Source organism: Hydrogenophaga sp. (assembly GCF_036675665.1).
In the GTDB taxonomy this organism is placed as follows: Bacteria; Pseudomonadota; Gammaproteobacteria; order Burkholderiales; family Burkholderiaceae_C; genus Hydrogenophaga.
Genome location: NZ_JAKFEO010000006.1, coordinates 86,735 through 103,905, shown reverse-complemented (window position 1 = coordinate 103,905; position 17,171 = coordinate 86,735). Strand labels below are relative to the sequence as shown.

The 17,171-nt window shown below is 69.9% G+C and carries 17 protein-coding genes and 1 riboswitch; all 17 genes read right to left on the bottom strand.

Translation table 11 applies throughout. The features are described 5' to 3' along the window. Positions 1–5: 5 nt before the first annotated feature. From V6M63_RS00995 to V6M63_RS00915, 17 genes are read right to left on the bottom strand one after another with little or no spacing between them, the layout of a single operon-like run. Positions 6–560, bottom strand: a complete 555-nt coding sequence (locus tag V6M63_RS00995; protein ID WP_332738582.1) for a histidine phosphatase family protein — start codon at positions 558–560, stop codon at positions 6–8. Next, positions 557–1,366, bottom strand: a complete 810-nt coding sequence (locus tag V6M63_RS00990; protein WP_332739196.1) for an adenosylcobinamide-GDP ribazoletransferase — start codon at positions 1,364–1,366, stop codon at positions 557–559. Before V6M63_RS00990 ends, V6M63_RS00995 begins: the two co-directional genes overlap by 4 nt. Continuing rightward, complete coding sequence (gene cobT / locus V6M63_RS00985) at positions 1,366–2,415, bottom strand: nicotinate-nucleotide--dimethylbenzimidazole phosphoribosyltransferase (protein ID WP_332738579.1); 1,050 nt, start codon at positions 2,413–2,415, stop codon at positions 1,366–1,368. Before cobT ends, V6M63_RS00990 begins: the two co-directional genes overlap by 1 nt. Next, complete coding sequence (locus tag V6M63_RS00980; RefSeq protein WP_332738577.1) at positions 2,412–3,863, bottom strand: cobyric acid synthase; 1,452 nt, start codon at positions 3,861–3,863, stop codon at positions 2,412–2,414. The genes cobT and V6M63_RS00980 overlap by 4 nt, the downstream gene beginning before the upstream one ends. Continuing rightward, on the bottom strand, positions 3,860–4,834 hold the full coding sequence (locus V6M63_RS00975) for an aminotransferase class I/II-fold pyridoxal phosphate-dependent enzyme (protein ID WP_332738575.1): 975 nt from the start codon (positions 4,832–4,834) through the stop codon (positions 3,860–3,862). Before V6M63_RS00975 ends, V6M63_RS00980 begins: the two co-directional genes overlap by 4 nt. After that, positions 4,831–5,805 carry an adenosylcobinamide-phosphate synthase CbiB gene (gene cbiB / locus V6M63_RS00970; protein ID WP_332738573.1) on the bottom strand — a complete coding sequence of 325 codons (975 nt, stop codon included), beginning with the start codon at positions 5,803–5,805 and terminating at the stop codon, positions 4,831–4,833. Before cbiB ends, V6M63_RS00975 begins: the two co-directional genes overlap by 4 nt. Before the next feature lie 5 nt (positions 5,806–5,810). Beyond that, positions 5,811–7,064, bottom strand: coding sequence for an 8-amino-7-oxononanoate synthase (gene bioF / locus V6M63_RS00965; protein ID WP_332738571.1), 1,254 nt, complete (start codon positions 7,062–7,064; stop codon positions 5,811–5,813). Positions 7,065–7,068: 4 nt separating this feature from the next. After that, entirely contained in the window at positions 7,069–7,749 is a 681-nt protein-coding gene (gene bioD, locus V6M63_RS00960) for a dethiobiotin synthase (protein WP_332738569.1), read from the bottom strand. Beyond that, positions 7,739–9,115, bottom strand: a complete 1,377-nt coding sequence (bioA, locus tag V6M63_RS00955) for an adenosylmethionine--8-amino-7-oxononanoate transaminase (RefSeq protein ID WP_332738567.1) — start codon at positions 9,113–9,115, stop codon at positions 7,739–7,741. Before bioA ends, bioD begins: the two co-directional genes overlap by 11 nt. A 10-nt stretch (positions 9,116–9,125) precedes the next feature. Then, a complete protein-coding gene (gene bioB / locus V6M63_RS00950; RefSeq protein WP_442909522.1) occupies positions 9,126–10,121 on the bottom strand; it encodes a biotin synthase BioB in 996 nt (331 codons plus the stop codon). Positions 10,122–10,160: 39 nt separating this feature from the next. Then, complete coding sequence (gene cobO, locus V6M63_RS00945) at positions 10,161–10,742, bottom strand: cob(I)yrinic acid a,c-diamide adenosyltransferase (protein ID WP_332738563.1); 582 nt, start codon at positions 10,740–10,742, stop codon at positions 10,161–10,163. 24 nt (positions 10,743–10,766) lie between these two features. Continuing rightward, positions 10,767–11,528, bottom strand: coding sequence for an ABC transporter ATP-binding protein (locus V6M63_RS00940; protein WP_332738561.1), 762 nt, complete (start codon positions 11,526–11,528; stop codon positions 10,767–10,769). Positions 11,529–11,587: 59 nt separating this feature from the next. After that, positions 11,588–12,559 carry a FecCD family ABC transporter permease gene (locus tag V6M63_RS00935; RefSeq protein ID WP_332739194.1) on the bottom strand — a complete coding sequence of 324 codons (972 nt, stop codon included), beginning with the start codon at positions 12,557–12,559 and terminating at the stop codon, positions 11,588–11,590. Between the two features lie 29 nt (positions 12,560–12,588). After that, positions 12,589–13,467, bottom strand: a complete 879-nt coding sequence (locus V6M63_RS00930; protein ID WP_332738559.1) for an ABC transporter substrate-binding protein — start codon at positions 13,465–13,467, stop codon at positions 12,589–12,591. Then, the gene (locus tag V6M63_RS00925) at positions 13,464–14,027 is read right to left on the bottom strand and encodes a bifunctional adenosylcobinamide kinase/adenosylcobinamide-phosphate guanylyltransferase (protein WP_332738557.1); all 564 of its coding nucleotides are present in this window, start codon (positions 14,025–14,027) and stop codon (positions 13,464–13,466) included. The genes V6M63_RS00930 and V6M63_RS00925 overlap by 4 nt, the downstream gene beginning before the upstream one ends. Continuing rightward, positions 14,020–14,841, bottom strand: coding sequence for an ABC transporter substrate-binding protein (locus tag V6M63_RS00920; protein ID WP_332738555.1), 822 nt, complete (start codon positions 14,839–14,841; stop codon positions 14,020–14,022). Before V6M63_RS00920 ends, V6M63_RS00925 begins: the two co-directional genes overlap by 8 nt. 7 nt (positions 14,842–14,848) lie before the next feature. Next, positions 14,849–16,792 (bottom strand): TonB-dependent receptor, encoded by a 1,944-nt coding sequence (locus tag V6M63_RS00915; RefSeq protein WP_332738553.1) that lies wholly within the window; start codon positions 16,790–16,792, stop codon positions 14,849–14,851. A 79-nt stretch (positions 16,793–16,871) separates the two neighbouring features. Continuing rightward, a riboswitch (cobalamin riboswitch) is annotated at positions 16,872–17,131 on the bottom strand. Between the last annotated feature and the right edge of the window lie 40 nt (positions 17,132–17,171).

Here is a 17,171-nt window from a genome sequence, read left to right as displayed (position 1 = left end):
TTGTCTCACAGCGATACCGACATCCAACCGCCGGGCGCCGGAGCTTCTTTCGGCCACTCGGCCGCCTCAACAATGTGCACGCCACCACTGGCCACGATGTGCTGCACTGCGCGGATCACGCCCGCGTGCGTCACCCACACCACGTCGGTGGTCTTCGCCGGTCGCAGATCAGCAAGCGCGGCGGCCACGCGGTGGAGCAGCATCTGCGTGCTCTCGGCACCACCGAAACGGTGGTGCGCGAAATCGGCCATCCACCCGTCGAAGGCGCTGCGCGGCATGCCGTCCCAGCGCTGCAGTTCCCAGTGGCCAAAGTCCATTTCGTTCAGGCGCGTGTCCATGCGCGCGGCGCCCAGGTCGGGGCGCACGCCCTGCAGCGCGCTGACCATTTGCTGCGCGCGCAAGAGGCCAGAGACCCACACCGGGGTGCCGGGAGGCGGCAGGGGCGCGAAGGCCTGCGCGGCTTCCCGTGTGAGCGTGGCATCGGCCGGCACGTCGCTCGCGCCGTAGCACAGGCCTTCGGGCAGCAACACGGGCGCGTGGCGCAACAGCCAGAGTTTCATGGCAGCCCCGGCAGAAACAAGGCCAGGCCCAGGTAGAACAGCACCTCACACACCTGCTGCGTCGCGCCCAGCCCATCGCCGGTGAAGCCCTGCAGCCGGCGCTGCAGCAGGCGCCACATCCAGGCCAGGCCGATCAATGCGCCCAGCACGGCCAGCGCCCACGGCGCATCCGGCAGCAGCCACACCACCAGCGCCATGGCCAGCACCCACCACAGCAGGCCCGCGGCCAGGCCGGCGTTGCCGATGCTCTCGGCCAGCGGCTTGCTTTTGGATTGGGGTGTGTCGCCCACATGCGCCAGCGATCGGATCACGAGCAAGGGCACCGTGCGCGAGGTGACGTGGGCCGCGAACAACGCCACCGCCGTCAGCCACACGTCCACCTGCGCCAGCAAGGCCAGCAGCGCCACCTTGGCCAACACCGCCAGCACCAGCGCGATCGCGCCATAGCTGCCGATGCGCGAGTCCTTCATGATCTCCAGCGCACGCGCGCGCTCCGCGCTGCCGCCCAGCCCGTCGGCCAGGTCGGCCAGCCCGTCTTCGTGAAAGGCCCCGGTGAGCAGCACGCCGAACACGGTGCTCGCGATCGCCGCCACCCAGGGTGCGGCGGGCACCGGTGGCAACAGCGTGAGCAGCCCCCACAACACCGCCGCTGTGAGCCCGCCCACGATCCAACCCACGCCGGGGAAGTGCGCCGCGCTCGCGCGCAGCATGGCCGGGCTGAAACCCACCCAGTCGGCCAACCGCCCCGTCACCGGAATGCGGGTGAAGAACTGCAAGGCCAACAGGAAATGACGGGCGAACTGCATCATGTGCGCGCGGACGCTACCTCATCGCTGCGCGACACACCCGCCGCCTCGAAGCTCGCCATCTCGCGCAGCAGCGCACACGCGCTCACCAGCAGCGGCCAGGCCAGCGCCGCGCCCGAACCTTCGCCCAGGCGCAGGCCCAGGTCCAGCAGCGGCTCGGCCTTGAGGTGGGCGAGCATCAGCGCGTGGCCCCTTTCACCCGAGCGATGGGCGAACACGCAGCGTTGCAGCACGTGCGGCTGCAGGTGCTCGGCCACCATCACGGCCGAGGTGGCGATGAAGCCGTCGACCACGATCACGCGCCGCTCCTCGGCGGCCTGCAGCACGGCGCCGACCAGCGTGGCGATCTCGAATCCACCGAAGGCAGCGAGCGCCTCCAGCGGTGCCTTCGCGTCGGCATGGCGCGCCAGCACCTCGCGCAGGATGCCGATCTTGCGCTGCACCGCCTCAGCATCAAGCCCGGTGCCCGCGCCGGTGACATCGGCCACGTCCAGCCCGGCCAGGCGCGCGAGCAGCATCGAGGCCGCCGAGGTGTTGCCGATGCCCATTTCACCGAGCAGCAGCGCATTGCCCGGCAGGCCCTGCAAAACCTCGCGCCCGTTGGCGATGGCCTGCGCGCACTGCGCCGCGCTCATGGCCGGGCCTTCGAGTGCGTCGGCCGTGCCGTGCGCCACCTTGCGAATGAGCAGACCGTCGCGCTCGGCGAAGTCGTGCTTCACGCCGCAGTCCACCACCGTGAGACCGATGCCGTGCTGGCGCGCCAGCACGCTCACGGCCGCGCCACCGGCCAGGAAGTTCTCCACCATCTGCCAGGTCACGTCGCTCGGGTAGGCCGAGACGCCACGCGCGGCCAGGCCGTGGTCGCCCGCGCACACCAGCATCTGCGGCGACTGCAGCACAGGTGCCGTGCTGCCCAGGATCAGGCCGATGCGCTGCGCCAGCGCCTCGATGCGGCCGAGCGAGCCCAGCGGCTTGGTCTTGTTGTCCAGCGAGCGCTGCAGGGTCTGGGCGAGTTCGGGCTGTGTGATGTCGGGGATGTTCGTGTTCATGGTGCGATGAGTTGGTCGAGCACGCCGGGCTCGAAATGGGTGTTGATGAAATCGGCCAGGCCGTCGAACACGGTCTCCAGCGTGGGGGTGGTGGCGCCGAACAGCGCGTGCAGCACGCGCGGGTCTTCGAACAAGCCGTGCAGGTAGACGCCGAGCACGTTGCCCGCCGCGTTCTGCCAGCCCAGGCCGCCGGGCAGCACGTCGTTTGCAATGTCGCCGCCCGCCGCCATGGCCGGATGCTGTGCGGTCTGGCCGTGGTGGATCTCGTAGCCCGCGGCGGACACGCCCGAGAGCGCGGACCATGCGCCGTGCAGGGCGCCAAAAGTGGTGTGTGTGTGTCGCACGGTTTTTTGCTGATCGAACTGCGTCACCAGCGGCAGCAGGCCCAGGCCGGGCGCGTTGCCATCGATACCGTGCGTGTCGATCAGCGCCTCACCCAGCATCTGCAGCCCGCCGCACACGCCCAGCACCGCCCCGCCCTGCGCGGCGTGCGCGGCAATCGCGCGGTCCAGTCCCTGCGTGCGCAGCCAGGCCAGGTCTGTGGCGGTGGCCTTGCTGCCGGGCAGCACGATCCAGTCGGCACCCGCGCAATCGGCCGGTGCTCGCGCCCAGACCAGACGCACGCCGGGCACGTTCTTGAGTGGCTGGAATTCGTCGAGGTTGCTGATGCGCGGGCAGGCAATGACGGCGATGGTTTTGTTCACGGTGCCGAAGGTGCGTGTGCGGTCATCAAAAACACCGTCCTCTTCGGGCAGGCCATGTTGCCACCACATCGGCAACACCGCCACGGTGGGCACGCCGGTGAGGTCTTGCAGCATCTGCGGCGCGGGCGCGAGCAGGCTGGCGTCGCCGCGGAACTTGTTGAGCACGAAGCCCTGAATCAGCGCGCGCTCCTCAGTCGGCAGCAGCGCCCAGGTGCCATACAGATGAGCGAAGGCACCGCCGCGGTCGATGTCGGTCACCAGCAGGCAGCGCGCCCGCGCATGCAGGGCCACGCGCATGTTCACGATGTCGCTGGCGTGCAGGTTGATCTCGGCCGGCGAGCCCGCGCCCTCGATCACCACCACGTCGTTCTCCGCCATCAGCGCGTCCAGCGCGGCAGCGATCTGTGGCCACACATGCAGGCTGCGCCCACGCCACGGCATGCTGGACAAGGCCTCGTTCACCTGCCCCATCAGCACCACCTGGCTGCGCGTGTCGGCCTCGGGCTTGAGCAGCAGCGGGTTCATGCGGACTTCGGGCTCGGCCTGTGCCGCCAGGGCTTGAAAGTACTGCGCGCTGCCGATCTCGCCACCATCCACAACCCTTGCGTTGTTGCTCATGTTCTGCGCCTTGAAGGGTGCCACCTTCAGGCCCATGCGCGCGTAGTGCCGGCACAGCGCGGTGGTGAGCCAGCTCTTGCCCGCGCCGCTGGTCGTGCCCAGCACCATCACGCAATGCGCGGTCATCGGCACACCTCCGTGCGGTGCAATGCCGTGCGCAACGCGGCCTGCGCCTCGGGCGGCAACACGCCCAGGCGCCAGTGGCCCGGCAGGCCAAAGGACGTGGTGTCACGCAGCTTGATGCCGGCCACGCGCAGGCTCATCGCATCCAGCGGGCTCGGCGGTTTGCCGCAGGCGTAGTTGGCCTCGCTGGGCAACACGCGCCAGCCCAGGTCGTTCAGCAAGCCCAGTTGTTCGTGCTTCCACTCGCGCAATGTCGCCAGACTCCGCGCCAGCCAGTCCTGGGCGGCCGGCGTCACCCAGGCATCGAGCATGGCCACGGCGTGCGCGCCCAGCGGCCACGAAGGCGCCAGTTGATCGAGCGCGCGCGCCTCGGCCACGGCGCGCTCGGGGGCGATGGCGTAGGCGCCGCGCACGCCGGTCAGCCCAAGCGCCTTGTTCGGCGTCCAGAGTTGCCACACCTGCTGCAGTGCCGTGGGCCCGATGCTGCACACGCCACCGAGGCGCAGCGGTTCGTAGGCGCGGTCCAGCACCACCTGCGCGCCCGACGCCACCACGCGCCGCGCGGACGGCTCGGACTCGCCCAGCGGGCTTGAGGGCTCGCACAACCAGGCGAGGTGGGCACGTGCCGGGTCGTGTACGCGCTCGATCTTCCAGGCCTGCGCGGCGTGGGCGTAGTCGCCATATCCCGGCGTCGGCAGCCAGACTCGCTGGCCACCCTCGCGCGCCACCCAGGCAGTGACCCGGTGAATGAACTCGCTCGCGCTGCCGGCGAGCACGATGCGCGCCGCGTCCACCGCGTGGAAGGCCGCGAGCGATTCGCGCAGGGCCGCGTACGAAGGCTCGGGGTAGTGGCGCGCATCGGCCTGCTGCACAGCCGCCAGCGCCACGGGGCAAGGGCCGCAGGCATTGGCATTGGTGGAGAAGTCCCAACGGGGCACGCCCAGTGTGTCGGGGCCGCCGTGCGTGATGTTCATCGTGTGAAGCTCCAGATCAGCGCCGCCCACAGCAGCGCGGTGGTGGCGAGCAAGGCCACCACGCGGCCGGCCAGCTGCAGCGCCTGCGCGGTGTCGGCGGCCTGCGGGCTGCGGCCCGCGCCGTGAAATTCGTACACGCCGGGCTTGCCCAGGCGCACATCGAGCGCCAGCGCCATCGCGGCCATGGGCCAGCCGCTGTTGGGCGACGGTGTGCGCCGCGCCTGCGCCGGCAGTGTGCTCAGGCCGCGCGCTGATCCGAGCAAGCCCAGCAAGGCGGCGGTGATGCGCGCGGGCAGCCACGACAGCACGTCGTCGGCCCGCGCGGCCCATTTGCCGGCCCAGGTCCAGTCGCGGCCGCCGCGCTCACCGCGGTAGCCCCACATGGCGTCGGCCGTGTTGGCGAAGCGGTAGAGCGCAGCGCCGGGCAGCCCCGCCACGGCGAACCAGAACAGCGGCGCGACCACCGAGTCGTTGAGGTTCTCGGCGAGCGATTCGATGGCGCTCTCGCGCACCTGCGCGGCCTCGAGCGCGGCCACGTCGCGGCTCACCAGCCAGGACAGGCGTTCGCGCCCCGCCGCCAGCGACTCGCCCAGCGCCATCTCCACCGCCCGCACCTCGTCGCGCAACATGCGCCAGGCCAGCAGCGGCTTGAGCAACAGGCCCAGGGCCAGCGCCTGCAGCCACACCGGCCCCTGCCCCACGGCCCAGGTCGCCGCGAAGGCGATCAACACCACCAGGGCGGCCCCGGTGATCCAGCCCAGCGCGCCGGCCACGAACAATCGGGCGGCGGCGGGCGCGGGCTCGCCCATGGCGGGCGCCATGCGCCGGCCCATGGCGTCCAGGCCCTGCCCCATCCACACCACCGGGTGCCAGCGCGGCGGCGGCTCGCCCCACCAGCGGTCGATCAGCAGGGCCACCACCACCGCGATCGGCATGACCGCCCAGGGCGACAGTGGGAAGAGCCCGCTCATGGCATTCACGCAGTGGCCAGCGGGACGTGCGCCGTCTGGCCCCGCGCGCCGATGGCGCGGGCCGCGATGCGCAGCGCACACAACAGCGTGTCCACGTCGGTGGGCTCGTGTGCGGCCGACAGCGCGATGCGCAGCCGCGCGGTGCCCGCCGGCACGGTGGGCGGGCGGATCGCGGGCACCCACAGACCCTGCTCGCGCAGCACGGCCATCACGGCCAGGGCGGCGGCGTTGTCGCCGATCACCAGCGGCTGGATCGCGGTGCTTGACGCCATCAGGGTCCAGCCGGCGGCATCGACCGCCGCGTCGGCACCCGGCGCCAGGCCATCGCGCAACTGCGCGATCCGCGCCTGCAGTTGTTGCCGGCGGTGTTCGCCATCGGCCCCCAGCACACAGCGCAGGCTGGCGCGCACGGCCTCGGCCAGCAGGGCTGGTGCCGCGGTGGCGTAGGTGTAGCTGCGGGTCTTCTGCAGCAGCCATTCCACCAGGCGCTCGGGCCCGGCCACGAAAGCGCCCGCCACACCCAGGGCCTTGCCCAGCGTGGCCATGTAGAGCACCCGCGGCGAGGCGTGGGCACCGGTGAGTCCGGCAGCGGCCAGTGCACCCCGACCCTGCGGCCCGAGCACGCCAAAGCCGTGCGCATCGTCGAGCAGCAGCAGCGCGTCGTGTCGCTCGCACAGCGCGTGCAAGCCGGCGATGTCGGCGACGTCGCCGTCCATGCTGAACACCGCATCGCTGATCACCAGCTTGCGACGCGCCGGGCTGGCCGCCAGCAGCGCGTCGAGCTGCTGCAGATCGGCATGGCGGTAGCGGTGCACGGTGGCCTTGGACAGACGCGCGCCGTCGATCAGGCAGGCGTGGTTCAGCGCGTCGGAGAACAGCGCATCGCCCTCGCCCACCAGGGCCGGCACGGCACTGGCATTGGTGGCGTAGCCGGCATAGAAGTACAGCGCGCGCGGCAGGCCCACGGCCTCGGCCAGTTCACGTTCCAGCGCGGCGTTGGCCACACTGTGGCCACTGACCATGGGCGAGGCGCCCGAGCCGACACCGTAACGCTCCACCGCGGCGTGCACCGCCTCGCGCAGCGCCGGGGCCTGGGACAGGCCCAGGTAGTCGTTGCTGCAGAAGGCCAGCAGGGACTCGCCGTCCACCTTGAGCCGGGCACCCTGCTCCGGCACCACCTCGCGGCGGCGACGGCGCAGCGCCTGGGCATCCAGTGCACGCAGGCGTTCGTCAAATTCGTTCAACCAGCTCACGGTCATTCCTTCATTGCCATGCAGAGGGCAGTTGCAGCGCGATGTGGCGCGCATCGGGCGTATCGGGGTGCCACGGCACGGTGCCCAGCAGCGGTGCGGGCAGGCGCTGGCGCAATGTGTCGATGTTGTCCTCGCGGCAGGGCATGGTGGGGTCGATCGCATTGGCCACCCAGCCGGCCAGTTGCAAGCCGTCGGCGCGGACCGCCTCGGCCGTGAGCAGCGCGTGGTTCAGGCAGCCCAGGCGCACGCCCACCACCAGCACCACGGGCGCGCCGATGGCGCGCGCCAGGTCGGCCAGCGTCTCGTGCTCGTTGATCGGCACGCGCCAGCCCCCCGCACCTTCCACCACCACCACATCGGCCAGCGCCTGCAGCGACCGGTGTGCGGCCAACAGGTCGGCGACGCTCACGGCCTGCCCCGCGCGCCGCGCCGCGATGTGCGGCGCGATGGCGTCGGGCAAGGCCACGGGGTTGTCGAGTGCGGCGGGCACGGCCACGGTGGAGGCCGCGCGCAGGGCGAGCACGTCTTCGCTGACCCACTGGCCCGCGTGGGCCACCAGGCCGGCCGCCACCGGTTTCATGCCGACCACGCGCCGGTGGTGGCGCGCCAGCGCATGCAGCAGGGCTGCGCTCACCAGCGTCTTGCCCACACCGGTGTCGGTGCCGGTGACGAAGCAGCCGTCAAACGCCATCGCACAGGCCTTCCAGAGCGAGCGCGCTGGAGGGTTCTTCTTCGGCCAGCGTGGCCTGCAATGCGGCGAACGCGCCTGTGGCCAGATGCGCACCTTCGGCTTCGTCGATCACGTACGGCGGCATGGCGTACAGCGTGTGGCCGATGGGCCGCAGCAGCAACCCCTGGTCGAGCGCATGGCGCGCATAGCGGCGGGCGAAATCGGGCAGGCTGCTGCTCACGTCCCACGCGAAGATCATTCCCTGCCGGCGCACGCAACGCACACGCGGGTGGCTTGACAGCGGCGCGAACTGCGCGGCAAGGCGCTCGCTGGTGCCCAGGTTCTGGCGCAGCACGTCGGTCTGTTCGAACAGGTCCAGCGTGGCCAGCGCGGCACGGCAGGCCAGCGGGTTGCCGGTGTAGCTGTGCGAATGCAGGAATCCGCGCGCGACCTGGTCGTCGTAGAAGGCGGCATACACCTCGTCGGTGGTGAGCACCACCGACAGCGGCAGCGTTCCACCGGTCAATCCCTTGGAGAGGCACAGGAAGTCGGGCCGGATGCCGGCCTGTTCGTGCGCGAACAGCGTGCCGGTGCGCCCGAAGCCCACGGCAATCTCGTCCAGCACCAGATGCACCTGGTAGCGATCGCACAGCTCGCGCGCGCGCCGCAGGTACACCGCATCGTGCATGGCCATGCCGGCGGCGCACTGCACCAGCGGCTCGACGATCAGCGCGGCCGTGTCTTCGTGGTGTTCGGCCAGCCAGTCGGCCAGCGCGCTGGCGGCCCGCTCGGCCACATCGGCGGCCGATTCACCCGGTGCGGCCGCGCGGGCATCGGGGCTGGGCACGGTGGCGCCCAGGCGCACCAGCGGCGCATAGGCCTCGCGAAAGAGCGCGATGTCGGTCACGGCCAATGCCCCCACGGTCTCGCCGTGGTACCCACCGGCCACGCCGACGAGGCGGTTCTTGCGCGCTCGCCCGGCGTTGCGCCAGTGGTGCGCGCTCATCTTGAGTGCGATCTCGGTGGCGCTCGCGCCGTCGCTGGCATAGAAGGCGTGGCCCAGGCCGGTGGCGGCCGACAGCCGTTCCGACAGCTCCACCACCGGCGCGTGGGTGAAGCCGGCCAGCATCACGTGGTCCAGCGTGTTCAGCTGATCGATGAGCGCGGCGCGGATGGCGGGGTGGTTGTGGCCGAACAGGTTGACCCACCAGGAGCTGATCGCATCGAGGTAGCGCCGGCCTTCGTGGTCGTGCAACCACACGCCCTCGGCGCGCGCCACGGGAATCAGCGGCAAAGCCGCGCCTTCGGGCGCGTGCAGCTTCATCTGGGTGCACGGGTGCCAGACGGCGGCCAGGCTGCGCTGGCGCCAGGCTTCGTTGACGGACATGGCGGTGAACTCAGGCGCGGCGCGCCTGCAGGCCCAGCCGGGCCAGCATGTCCATGTCGGCCGCCACGTCGGGGTTGCCGGTGGTGAGCAGCTTCTCCCCATAAAAGATCGAGTTGGCGCCACCCAGGAAGCACAGGGCCTGCACGGCCTCGCTCATCTGCTGGCGCCCGGCCGAGAGGCGCACGCGGGCGCGCGGCATGGTGATGCGCGCCACCGCGATGGTGCGCACGAACTCCAGCGGGTCCAGATCGGGTTGGTCGGCCAGCGGCGTGCCCTGCACCTTCACCAGGTTGTTGATCGGCACCGACTCGGGGTAGTCGGGTGCGAGGTTGGCGAGCTGGGCCACGAGCGCGGCGCGCTGGCGGCGCGACTCGCCCATGCCGACGATGCCGCCGCAGCAGACCTTGACGCCCGCACCACGCACGCGCTCCAGCGTGTCCAGGCGGTCCTGGTAGTCGCGCGTGGTGATCACCTCGCCGTAGAAGTCGGGCGCGCTGTCCAGGTTGTGGTTGTAGTAGTCCAGGCCCGCGTCGCGCAGGGTCTCGGCGTGGCCTTCGTTGAGCATGCCCAGGGTGGCGCAGGCTTCCAGGCCTTCTTCTTTCACGGCGCGCACGAGTTCGGCCACGGCGTCCACGTCGCGGTCCTTGGGGGCGCGCCAGGCCGCACCCATGCAGAAGCGCGTGGCGCCCGCCTGCTTCGCGCGCTGCGCGGCCTCGCGCACGGCGGCCACGCCCATGAGCTTGCCGGCCTCCAGCCCGGTGTCGAAATGCACCGACTGCGGGCAGTAGCCACAGTCTTCAGGACAGCCACCGGTCTTCACCGACAGCAGCGTGGCCAGCTCGATCTCGGTCGGATCGAAGTGTTCGCGGTGCACGGTCTGCGCGCGGAACAGCAGCTCAGAGAATGGCAGATCGAACAACGCGGCCACATCGTCGACCGACCAGCGTTCGGTGGTCGCGGCTGCAACAGAAGGGCGTGGCACGAGGCGCACAGGTTGTTCGTTCAGGGTCGTCGTGGTCATGGTTCTCTTCTTTCGGGAACAGGGTCAATCTTCGATGCCGCGTTGGGCGGGAATGCCCGCCTTGAACGCATGCTTCACCAGAGTCATCTCGGTCACGGTGTCGGCCAGCTCGATGATCTCGGGCGGGCAGCGCCGCCCGGTGATGACCACATGCACGTGGCGCGGGCGATCACGCAAGGTCTGCAACACGTCGTCGAGCGGCAACCAGCCGTAGATCAGCGGGTAGGTCAGCTCGTCGAGCGTCACCATGAAGTACTCGCCCCCGAGGATAGCCGCACGCGCTTTTTGCCAACCGCCGCGCGCCAGCTGGGCGGAATGCTCCAGGTCCTGGCTCTTCCAGCTGAAGCCGTCTCCAAGCCCTTCTATGGGCAAACCGAGCTGTTCGAAGATGCGGTGTTCACCGAAGCGCGCAGAAGGCACCTTCATGAACTGGAAGATCTTCACCAGCTTGCCGTGCACATGTGTGCGGCCAAACGCGCGCAAAGCCAGGCCAAAGGCCGCGGTGCTCTTGCCCTTGCCGTCGCCGGTGTGAACGATGACCAGACCACGCCGCTCGCCCTCGGGTTTGTCGTAGCGTTTCTCGGTGGGCGGTGTTTCGATCTGCATGGTCGGTCTCCAATCAAAAATGGTTCAACGGGGCAGCGCGACCCACTGGTCGCCCAGCGGATGGATCGCGACGCGGTGGTCAAAAACTTCCTCCAGCGCCAGGTGGGTGGCCGGGTCGTCGCAAGCGCCCTGGTGGACCACCCGGCCGCGCGCCATCACCACCATCTGGTCGGCGTGCAGCGCCATGCCGATCTCGTGCAGCACGCTGACCACGGTTCTGCCCTGCGCCACCAGTTCGCGCACCAGCAGCAGCCAGTCGGCCTGGTGCGGCGGGTCCAGGTTGGCCAGGGGTTCGTCCATCAGCATCACGTCGGCCTGCACCGCGAGCAGGCGCGCGAGCAGCACGCGCTGGCGCTCACCGCCCGAGAGCGCGCCGAGCGGTCGCTCGCGCCAGTCCCAGGCCTGGGTGGCGCGCAGGGCCTGCTCCACCGCGATGCGATCGGCGTCTGACGACGGGGCCAGCCAGGGCTGGTGTGGCAGGCGGCCCAGCATGGCCACGTCCCACACGCTGAGGTCGTCCGCGCCTGCCTCGCCCTGCCCCAGCCAGGCCAGGCAGCGCGCGCGTTCGCGACCGCGCCATTGCGCCAAGGGGCGGTCCAACAGCTCCACCCGACCACCGTGCGGCAGCAGGCCGGCCAGCGCCTTGAGCAGGGTCGACTTGCCCGCGCCGTTGGGTCCGACAACGCTGGTCCAGCGCGCAGCGGGCAATTGCACGTCGATGCCATGCAGCACCGGTGTGCCGCCCAGCGACACGGTGATACCGCGTGCTTGGAAAGCGGTGGGCATTCGCGATACCTCCGTGCTGCGCACTGCGGTGCGAGCGCCTTCGGGCGGCCGGGCGGCGCTCATAAACCACCTCCCGGCCGGCGACGCCGGTGCATCAGCCACAACAAATAGCTGCCGCCGAGCACGGCGGTGAGCACGCCCACCGGCAGTTCCTGCGGCGCGATGACCCAGCGCGCCAGCACGTCGGCGGCCATCAGCAGCAGACCACCCATGAGCGTGCTGAGCACCACCAGCCGGCCGTGCGTGGTCTTGACGATGGAACGCACCAGGTGCGGTGAAGCCAGGCCCACAAAGGCAATGAGGCCGGTCTGCGCCACGGCAGCGCCGGTGGCCAGCGCCAGCACCGCCACGAGCACGCCGCGCACCGCCACCAGCGGCAGACCCAGGCTCAGCGCCGTGGCCTCGCCCAGGGCCAGTCCGTCGAGCACCCGGCCCAGCATGGCGGCCACCAGCACCGCCACCAGCAGCATGGCCGCCATCACGCCACACGCGGCCCACCCCACGAACCCGGTGCTGCCCAGCATGAAGCCCTGCATGGCCTGCAGGGTGTCGGGCGAGGCGATGGTGACCAGGTCACGCCCGGCGCCCAGCACCACCCCCACGATCACGCCGGCCAGCAGCAGCCGCAGCGTGTGCTGCACGCCCTTGGCCAGCGCCAGCGTGAGCACCACGCCAACCACCGCGCCTGCGAAGGCCGCGCTGGTCAGGCCCAGCCGCACCAGCCACTGCGTGGCGAACGGCGAGGCGCCGAACAGGGCCAGCGCCAGGGCCACGCCGAGTGCCGCGCCCGAGGCACTGCCCAGCAAGTAAGGGTCGGCCAGCGGGTTGCGGAACAGGCCCTGCGCCACCGCACCGGCCAACCCGAGCAGGCCACCCGCCACCCAGGCGCCCAGCGTGCGGGGCAGGCGGATGTCCCAGAGGATCTGCCACGCCACCGGGTCGCCGCGGGCGTTCAGCACGCTGTCAAAGCCGGTGCTGCCCACGCCGGCGCCCAGCAGCAGCACGGCCGCCGCCGCCAGCAGCAACGCCATGCCGAGCCAGAGACTGTGGCGTGCTCCGCTCACGGCAATCCCCTGGACGTGATGCAGCGCGCCATCACCCGAGCGGCCTCGGCCATGCGTGGACCTGGGCGCACGAGCACGTCGGACTCGGCTTCGGTGAACACGCACACGCGTTGCTCGCGCAAAGCACGCATGCCGCGCCAACCAGGGCGCTGCTCCATGCCCTGCACATTGCGCGAGCCGATCATGATGAGGTCGGGGTTGGCGCGCACCACGTACTCGGGGTTGATGCGCGGGAACGGGCCGAGATCGGGTGTGATGATGTTCTGCACCCCCAGGCGCGCCATCATTTCGCCGATGAACGACTGCGTGCCGGCCGCATAACCTCCCGTGCTGACCTCGTAGTACACGCGCAGCGTTCGCGCACCGGGCGGCAGCGACTGCGCCGCGGCCGCCACACCGGCGTCGACGGCGCGCCAGATGCGATCGGCATCGGGCACTTCCAGCAACTGGCCCAGCCTGCCCATGACGCGCTGCGCATCGGCCGAGTTTTTGGGCTCCATCGCCAGCACCTTGAGACCCAGCGCCTCCAGCCGTTGCACGCCGCGCGACGACGTGGCCATCAACACCACGTCGGGTCTGAGTGCCACGATGGCCTCGATGTTGGGATCGATGCCGCCACCCGCCTTGGGCAGGCCGCGCACGAACGCGGGGTGGTTCGAGTAGCGGTCCACGCCCACCAGGCGCTCGCATCGGCCCAGCTCACACACGGTCTCGGTGAGCGACGGCAGCAGCGAGACAATGCGTTGCGGCGACTGTGCCAGCGTCACGGTCACGCCGCGGTCGTCGGTCAGCTGGATGCCGGCTGCGTGCAGCGTGCCCGTCCATACCAGGAGTGCAACTGCGCTCAGCCAGCGCCTGAAGGCCAGGTGTTTCATGCGGGTTCTTTCAAGGTCAACGGCAGGCCGGCGGCCATGAGCGTGACACGAGCACAGGCGCCCGCCACAGACTGGTTCAGGCCACCGAGCGCATCCACGAAATCACGCACCTCGCGCCCCATGGGAATCACGCCCAGACCGATTTCGTTGCCCACCAGCACCACCGGTCCCTTGGCCTGTTCGATCGCGCGGCACAGCGCTTTCGTCGGCACCTCGGCGTCCTGCGGGGTGCCCTGCGCCGGCATGAGCAGGTGGGTGAGCCACAGCGTGAGGCAGTCCACCACCACCAGGGTGTGTGGCGAGCTGTGCCGCTGAAGCACCTCGGCCAATGCCACAGGTTCTTCAACCGTGACCATGCCGGGCACACGCACCGCGCGATCACGCTGGTGGCGTGCGATGCGTTCGCGCATCTCGTCGTCCCAGGCCTGGCCGGTGGCGATCAGCACCGCGCGGTGCGCCACGGTGGCATCCAGCCATTGCCGCGCGATCAGTTCGGCGCGGCGCGATTTGCCGCTCTTCTGGCCGCCGAGGATGAATTCGCTGCGCGCGATGTCAACCATGAACGTTCATCCAGTCGGTGACGATGCGGTGCATCTGCGCCACACCGTCGGTGAGCGCAGCCGGGCCGGGCTGCAGGATGTCGGCCGACTTGATCTCGAACAGCTGCCCGGTCTTCACCGCGGCCACGTCCTGCCAGCCGGCGCGCGCGGCCACCTTCTCGGGCCGGAACTTCTTGCCGCACCAGGAGCCGATGACGATGTCGGGGTTGCGGCGCACGATCTCGGCACCGTCCGCAATGATGCGGTTCTTGCCCAGCGACTGCGTGGCCAGCTCGGGGAAGCAGTCGTCACCGCCGGCGATGCCCAGCAGCTCCGAGACCCAGCGGATGCCACTGATGTGCGGTTCATCCCACTCTTCAAAAAACACGCGGGGGCGGCGCTTGCCCTGCGCCTGCAGCGCCTGCACCGACTGCCGAATGCCATCGAGCTGCACGCGGTTGGCCTCGATCCACGCCAGCCCCACGTCGGCACAGCCCACCATGGCCGCCACCTGGAACAGCATGGCGTGGATCTCCTCCACGCTGCGCTGGTTGAACACCGTCACCTGCACGCCGGCACGGATCAGCAGGGCCGCGATGTCGGCCTGCAGATCGGAAAATCCGAACACGCAGTCCGGCTCCAGCGCCAGGATCTTGTCGATCTTCGCGCTGAGAAAAGCGCTGACCTTGGGCTTCTCTTCCCGCGCCCGGCGCGGGCGCACCGTGTAGCCCGAGATGCCGACGATGCGGCTCTCCTGCCCGAGCAGGTAGAGCCACTCGGTGGTCTCTTCGGTGAGACAGACGATGCGCTGCGGACCCAGGGTGGCGGCGTTCATGGCGATGTCAGAACGACACCCGCAAGGCGGCGGTGAAGGTCCGACCGGCTTCGGGGTAGATCGACGAGGTCTGCCCGCCCACACAGCCGAACGCCTGGGTGTAGAAATCGCGATCGAACAGATTGTTCACACCGAAGGACAGTTCCATGTTCTTCACCTGCACGGCATAGCGCGCATCCGCCGTGGTGTAGGCCGGCATGCGACAGACGTTGGCGAAATCGGGATGCTGCGCACCGACGAAATTCACCCCGCCGCTGACGCGGTGGCCGGCCGACGGCACCCAGTCGGCGCGCAAGGCCAGGGTGCGACGCGGCGCGAGTGGCACGTCCTTGCCGCTGTGGGGTCCTTCCCGGAAGGTGGAACGCCGCAAGGCCAGCCGCGCACCGAGCGACAGGGTGTTGCTCAGTTTCCAGTCACCATCGATCTCCAGCCCCTGACGGCGCGTCGGATCGAAGTTGACGTTCGCACCCAGACCAAACGGACCCGGGGCACTGCGGTCGTAGCCGATCTCGTCGGTGAGGTTGCTGCGGTACAGACGCGCTTCCAGCTTGTAGGCACCCTCGGCCCAGCGCATGCCGGCTTCATGGTCGCGAGAAGTCTGTGGACGGATCACCACCGCCGGATTCGTGAAACTGAACTCGTCCACGTTGGCCAGGCGGAAGCTGTTGCCCACGCGGCCCCACACCGTCGTGGTGGTGCTCAGCGGATGGCTCAGCCCCAGTTCCCACGCTGTCTCGCGCTCGGACAGGTCGACCGGCGCGAAACCGTCGTCAACGCGCTTGTCGAGCTCTTCCGTGCGCACGCCAGCAGACAGACGCGTGCCGCTGGCCAGGGTGAAATCGTCCTTGAGGTACCAGCCGCGTGCCGTCTGGTCGGCCACCGAACCGAACGCACCCTGCACCACGCGGTCCCACTCGCCGCGGTCGTGCCCGATCACCAGCGCGTTGCGCGATGCGCCCCACTGGCTGGTGTGGCGCGCCTTGAGCGCCAGTTGGTGCGCCTCCACCTCGTAGGCATACACCGAGCCGGGGCGCACGCTGGTGAGTGACTTGTCGCGCGAACCCGCATCCATCCCGAGCTGCCAGTTACCCAGCATGGCTTCTGCGAACACGCCGCTGCGTTCGTTGCGGATGTGGGCGTGGTTGCTGGGCTGGTTGGTCTGGCGCGGGTTCGCCGCGTACTGAGCCGCGGTCAGCGAACCCGGCAGGCCGGTGTCCAGGGCATCGCGGTCGTGGCGCAGGCCCAGGCGCAATGCGTCGTTGGACCATTGGGCCGTGAAACCGGCACCATCGGTTTCCGAGCGGAAGTTGTCCCGGTGGTTGTCGGTCTCGCGCCGCTGACCGTGCACATCGATCGAGAAACCGCCGCTGGCCACGGTGGCGTTGGCACGCAGTTCCCGCAGGCGGTTGCTGCCCACGGCGCCGTACACGGTGGCGCTGTTGCGGCGCGCCGAGCCGTTGCCCGCCTTGGTGGTGATGACGATCACGCCGCCGGTGGCGCCTTCGCCATACAGCACCGAGCCGCTGCCGCGCATGACCTCGATGCGCTCGACCGAATCGATAGGGATGCCCGCCAGCCGCGTGCCGCCAAGATCGGCTTCATTGAGTCGCACGCCGTCGAGCACGACCACCTGGTTGCTGTCGGACGTGACGCCGAACCCGCGCAGGTCCAGTGCGTAGTCACCGCCACCGTAGGAGTCCTGCCGGCCCGGCACGCCCAGCAGTCTCATCACCGCTTCGTTGACCGTGGTGACACCCGTGGTCCGGATCTGGTCAGCCGTGATGACGCTCACCCCCATCGGCAGCGAGGCCAGCGTTTCATTGAAACGCGTGGCGGTGACCACCGTCTCGGGCAGCTCACTCGAAGCGACGGTTTGGGCGTGGGAAGGCAGCGCGGCCAGAACGGCCAGCGGCAGCGCGGCCAGGGGGGCGCGCAAGATGCAGTTTTTCATGGTGAAGAAACAAGAGACAAAGCTCTCACCGCCTTCCCCGACGGTGCCTGAGCGTCACGGCGGCGCGCCCGTTGTCGGACGCACCACCACCTTGTTGGCCGGTATCCGGGCTGGCAGAACAACCTTCATCGCCTTCCCAGATGGCAACGTCCCATGGGGGCGTGCTCTCCAGTGGCTGGGTGATGAAAGCGGAGTGGCCCGATCTGCGTCAGGTCTCTCGTCTGCTTACCGTTGCGGGGGCAGCGCAGGTTAGGTTCGTCCTTGTCGACTCCCCCTCCTGCTTCCCGTTGAACTGCGGCATGTGAACCACACCGCGAGCACCAACAGGCGGCATTCTAATCCGCGCCGGCTTGGGGCAACCCTACAATGCGAAAACTGC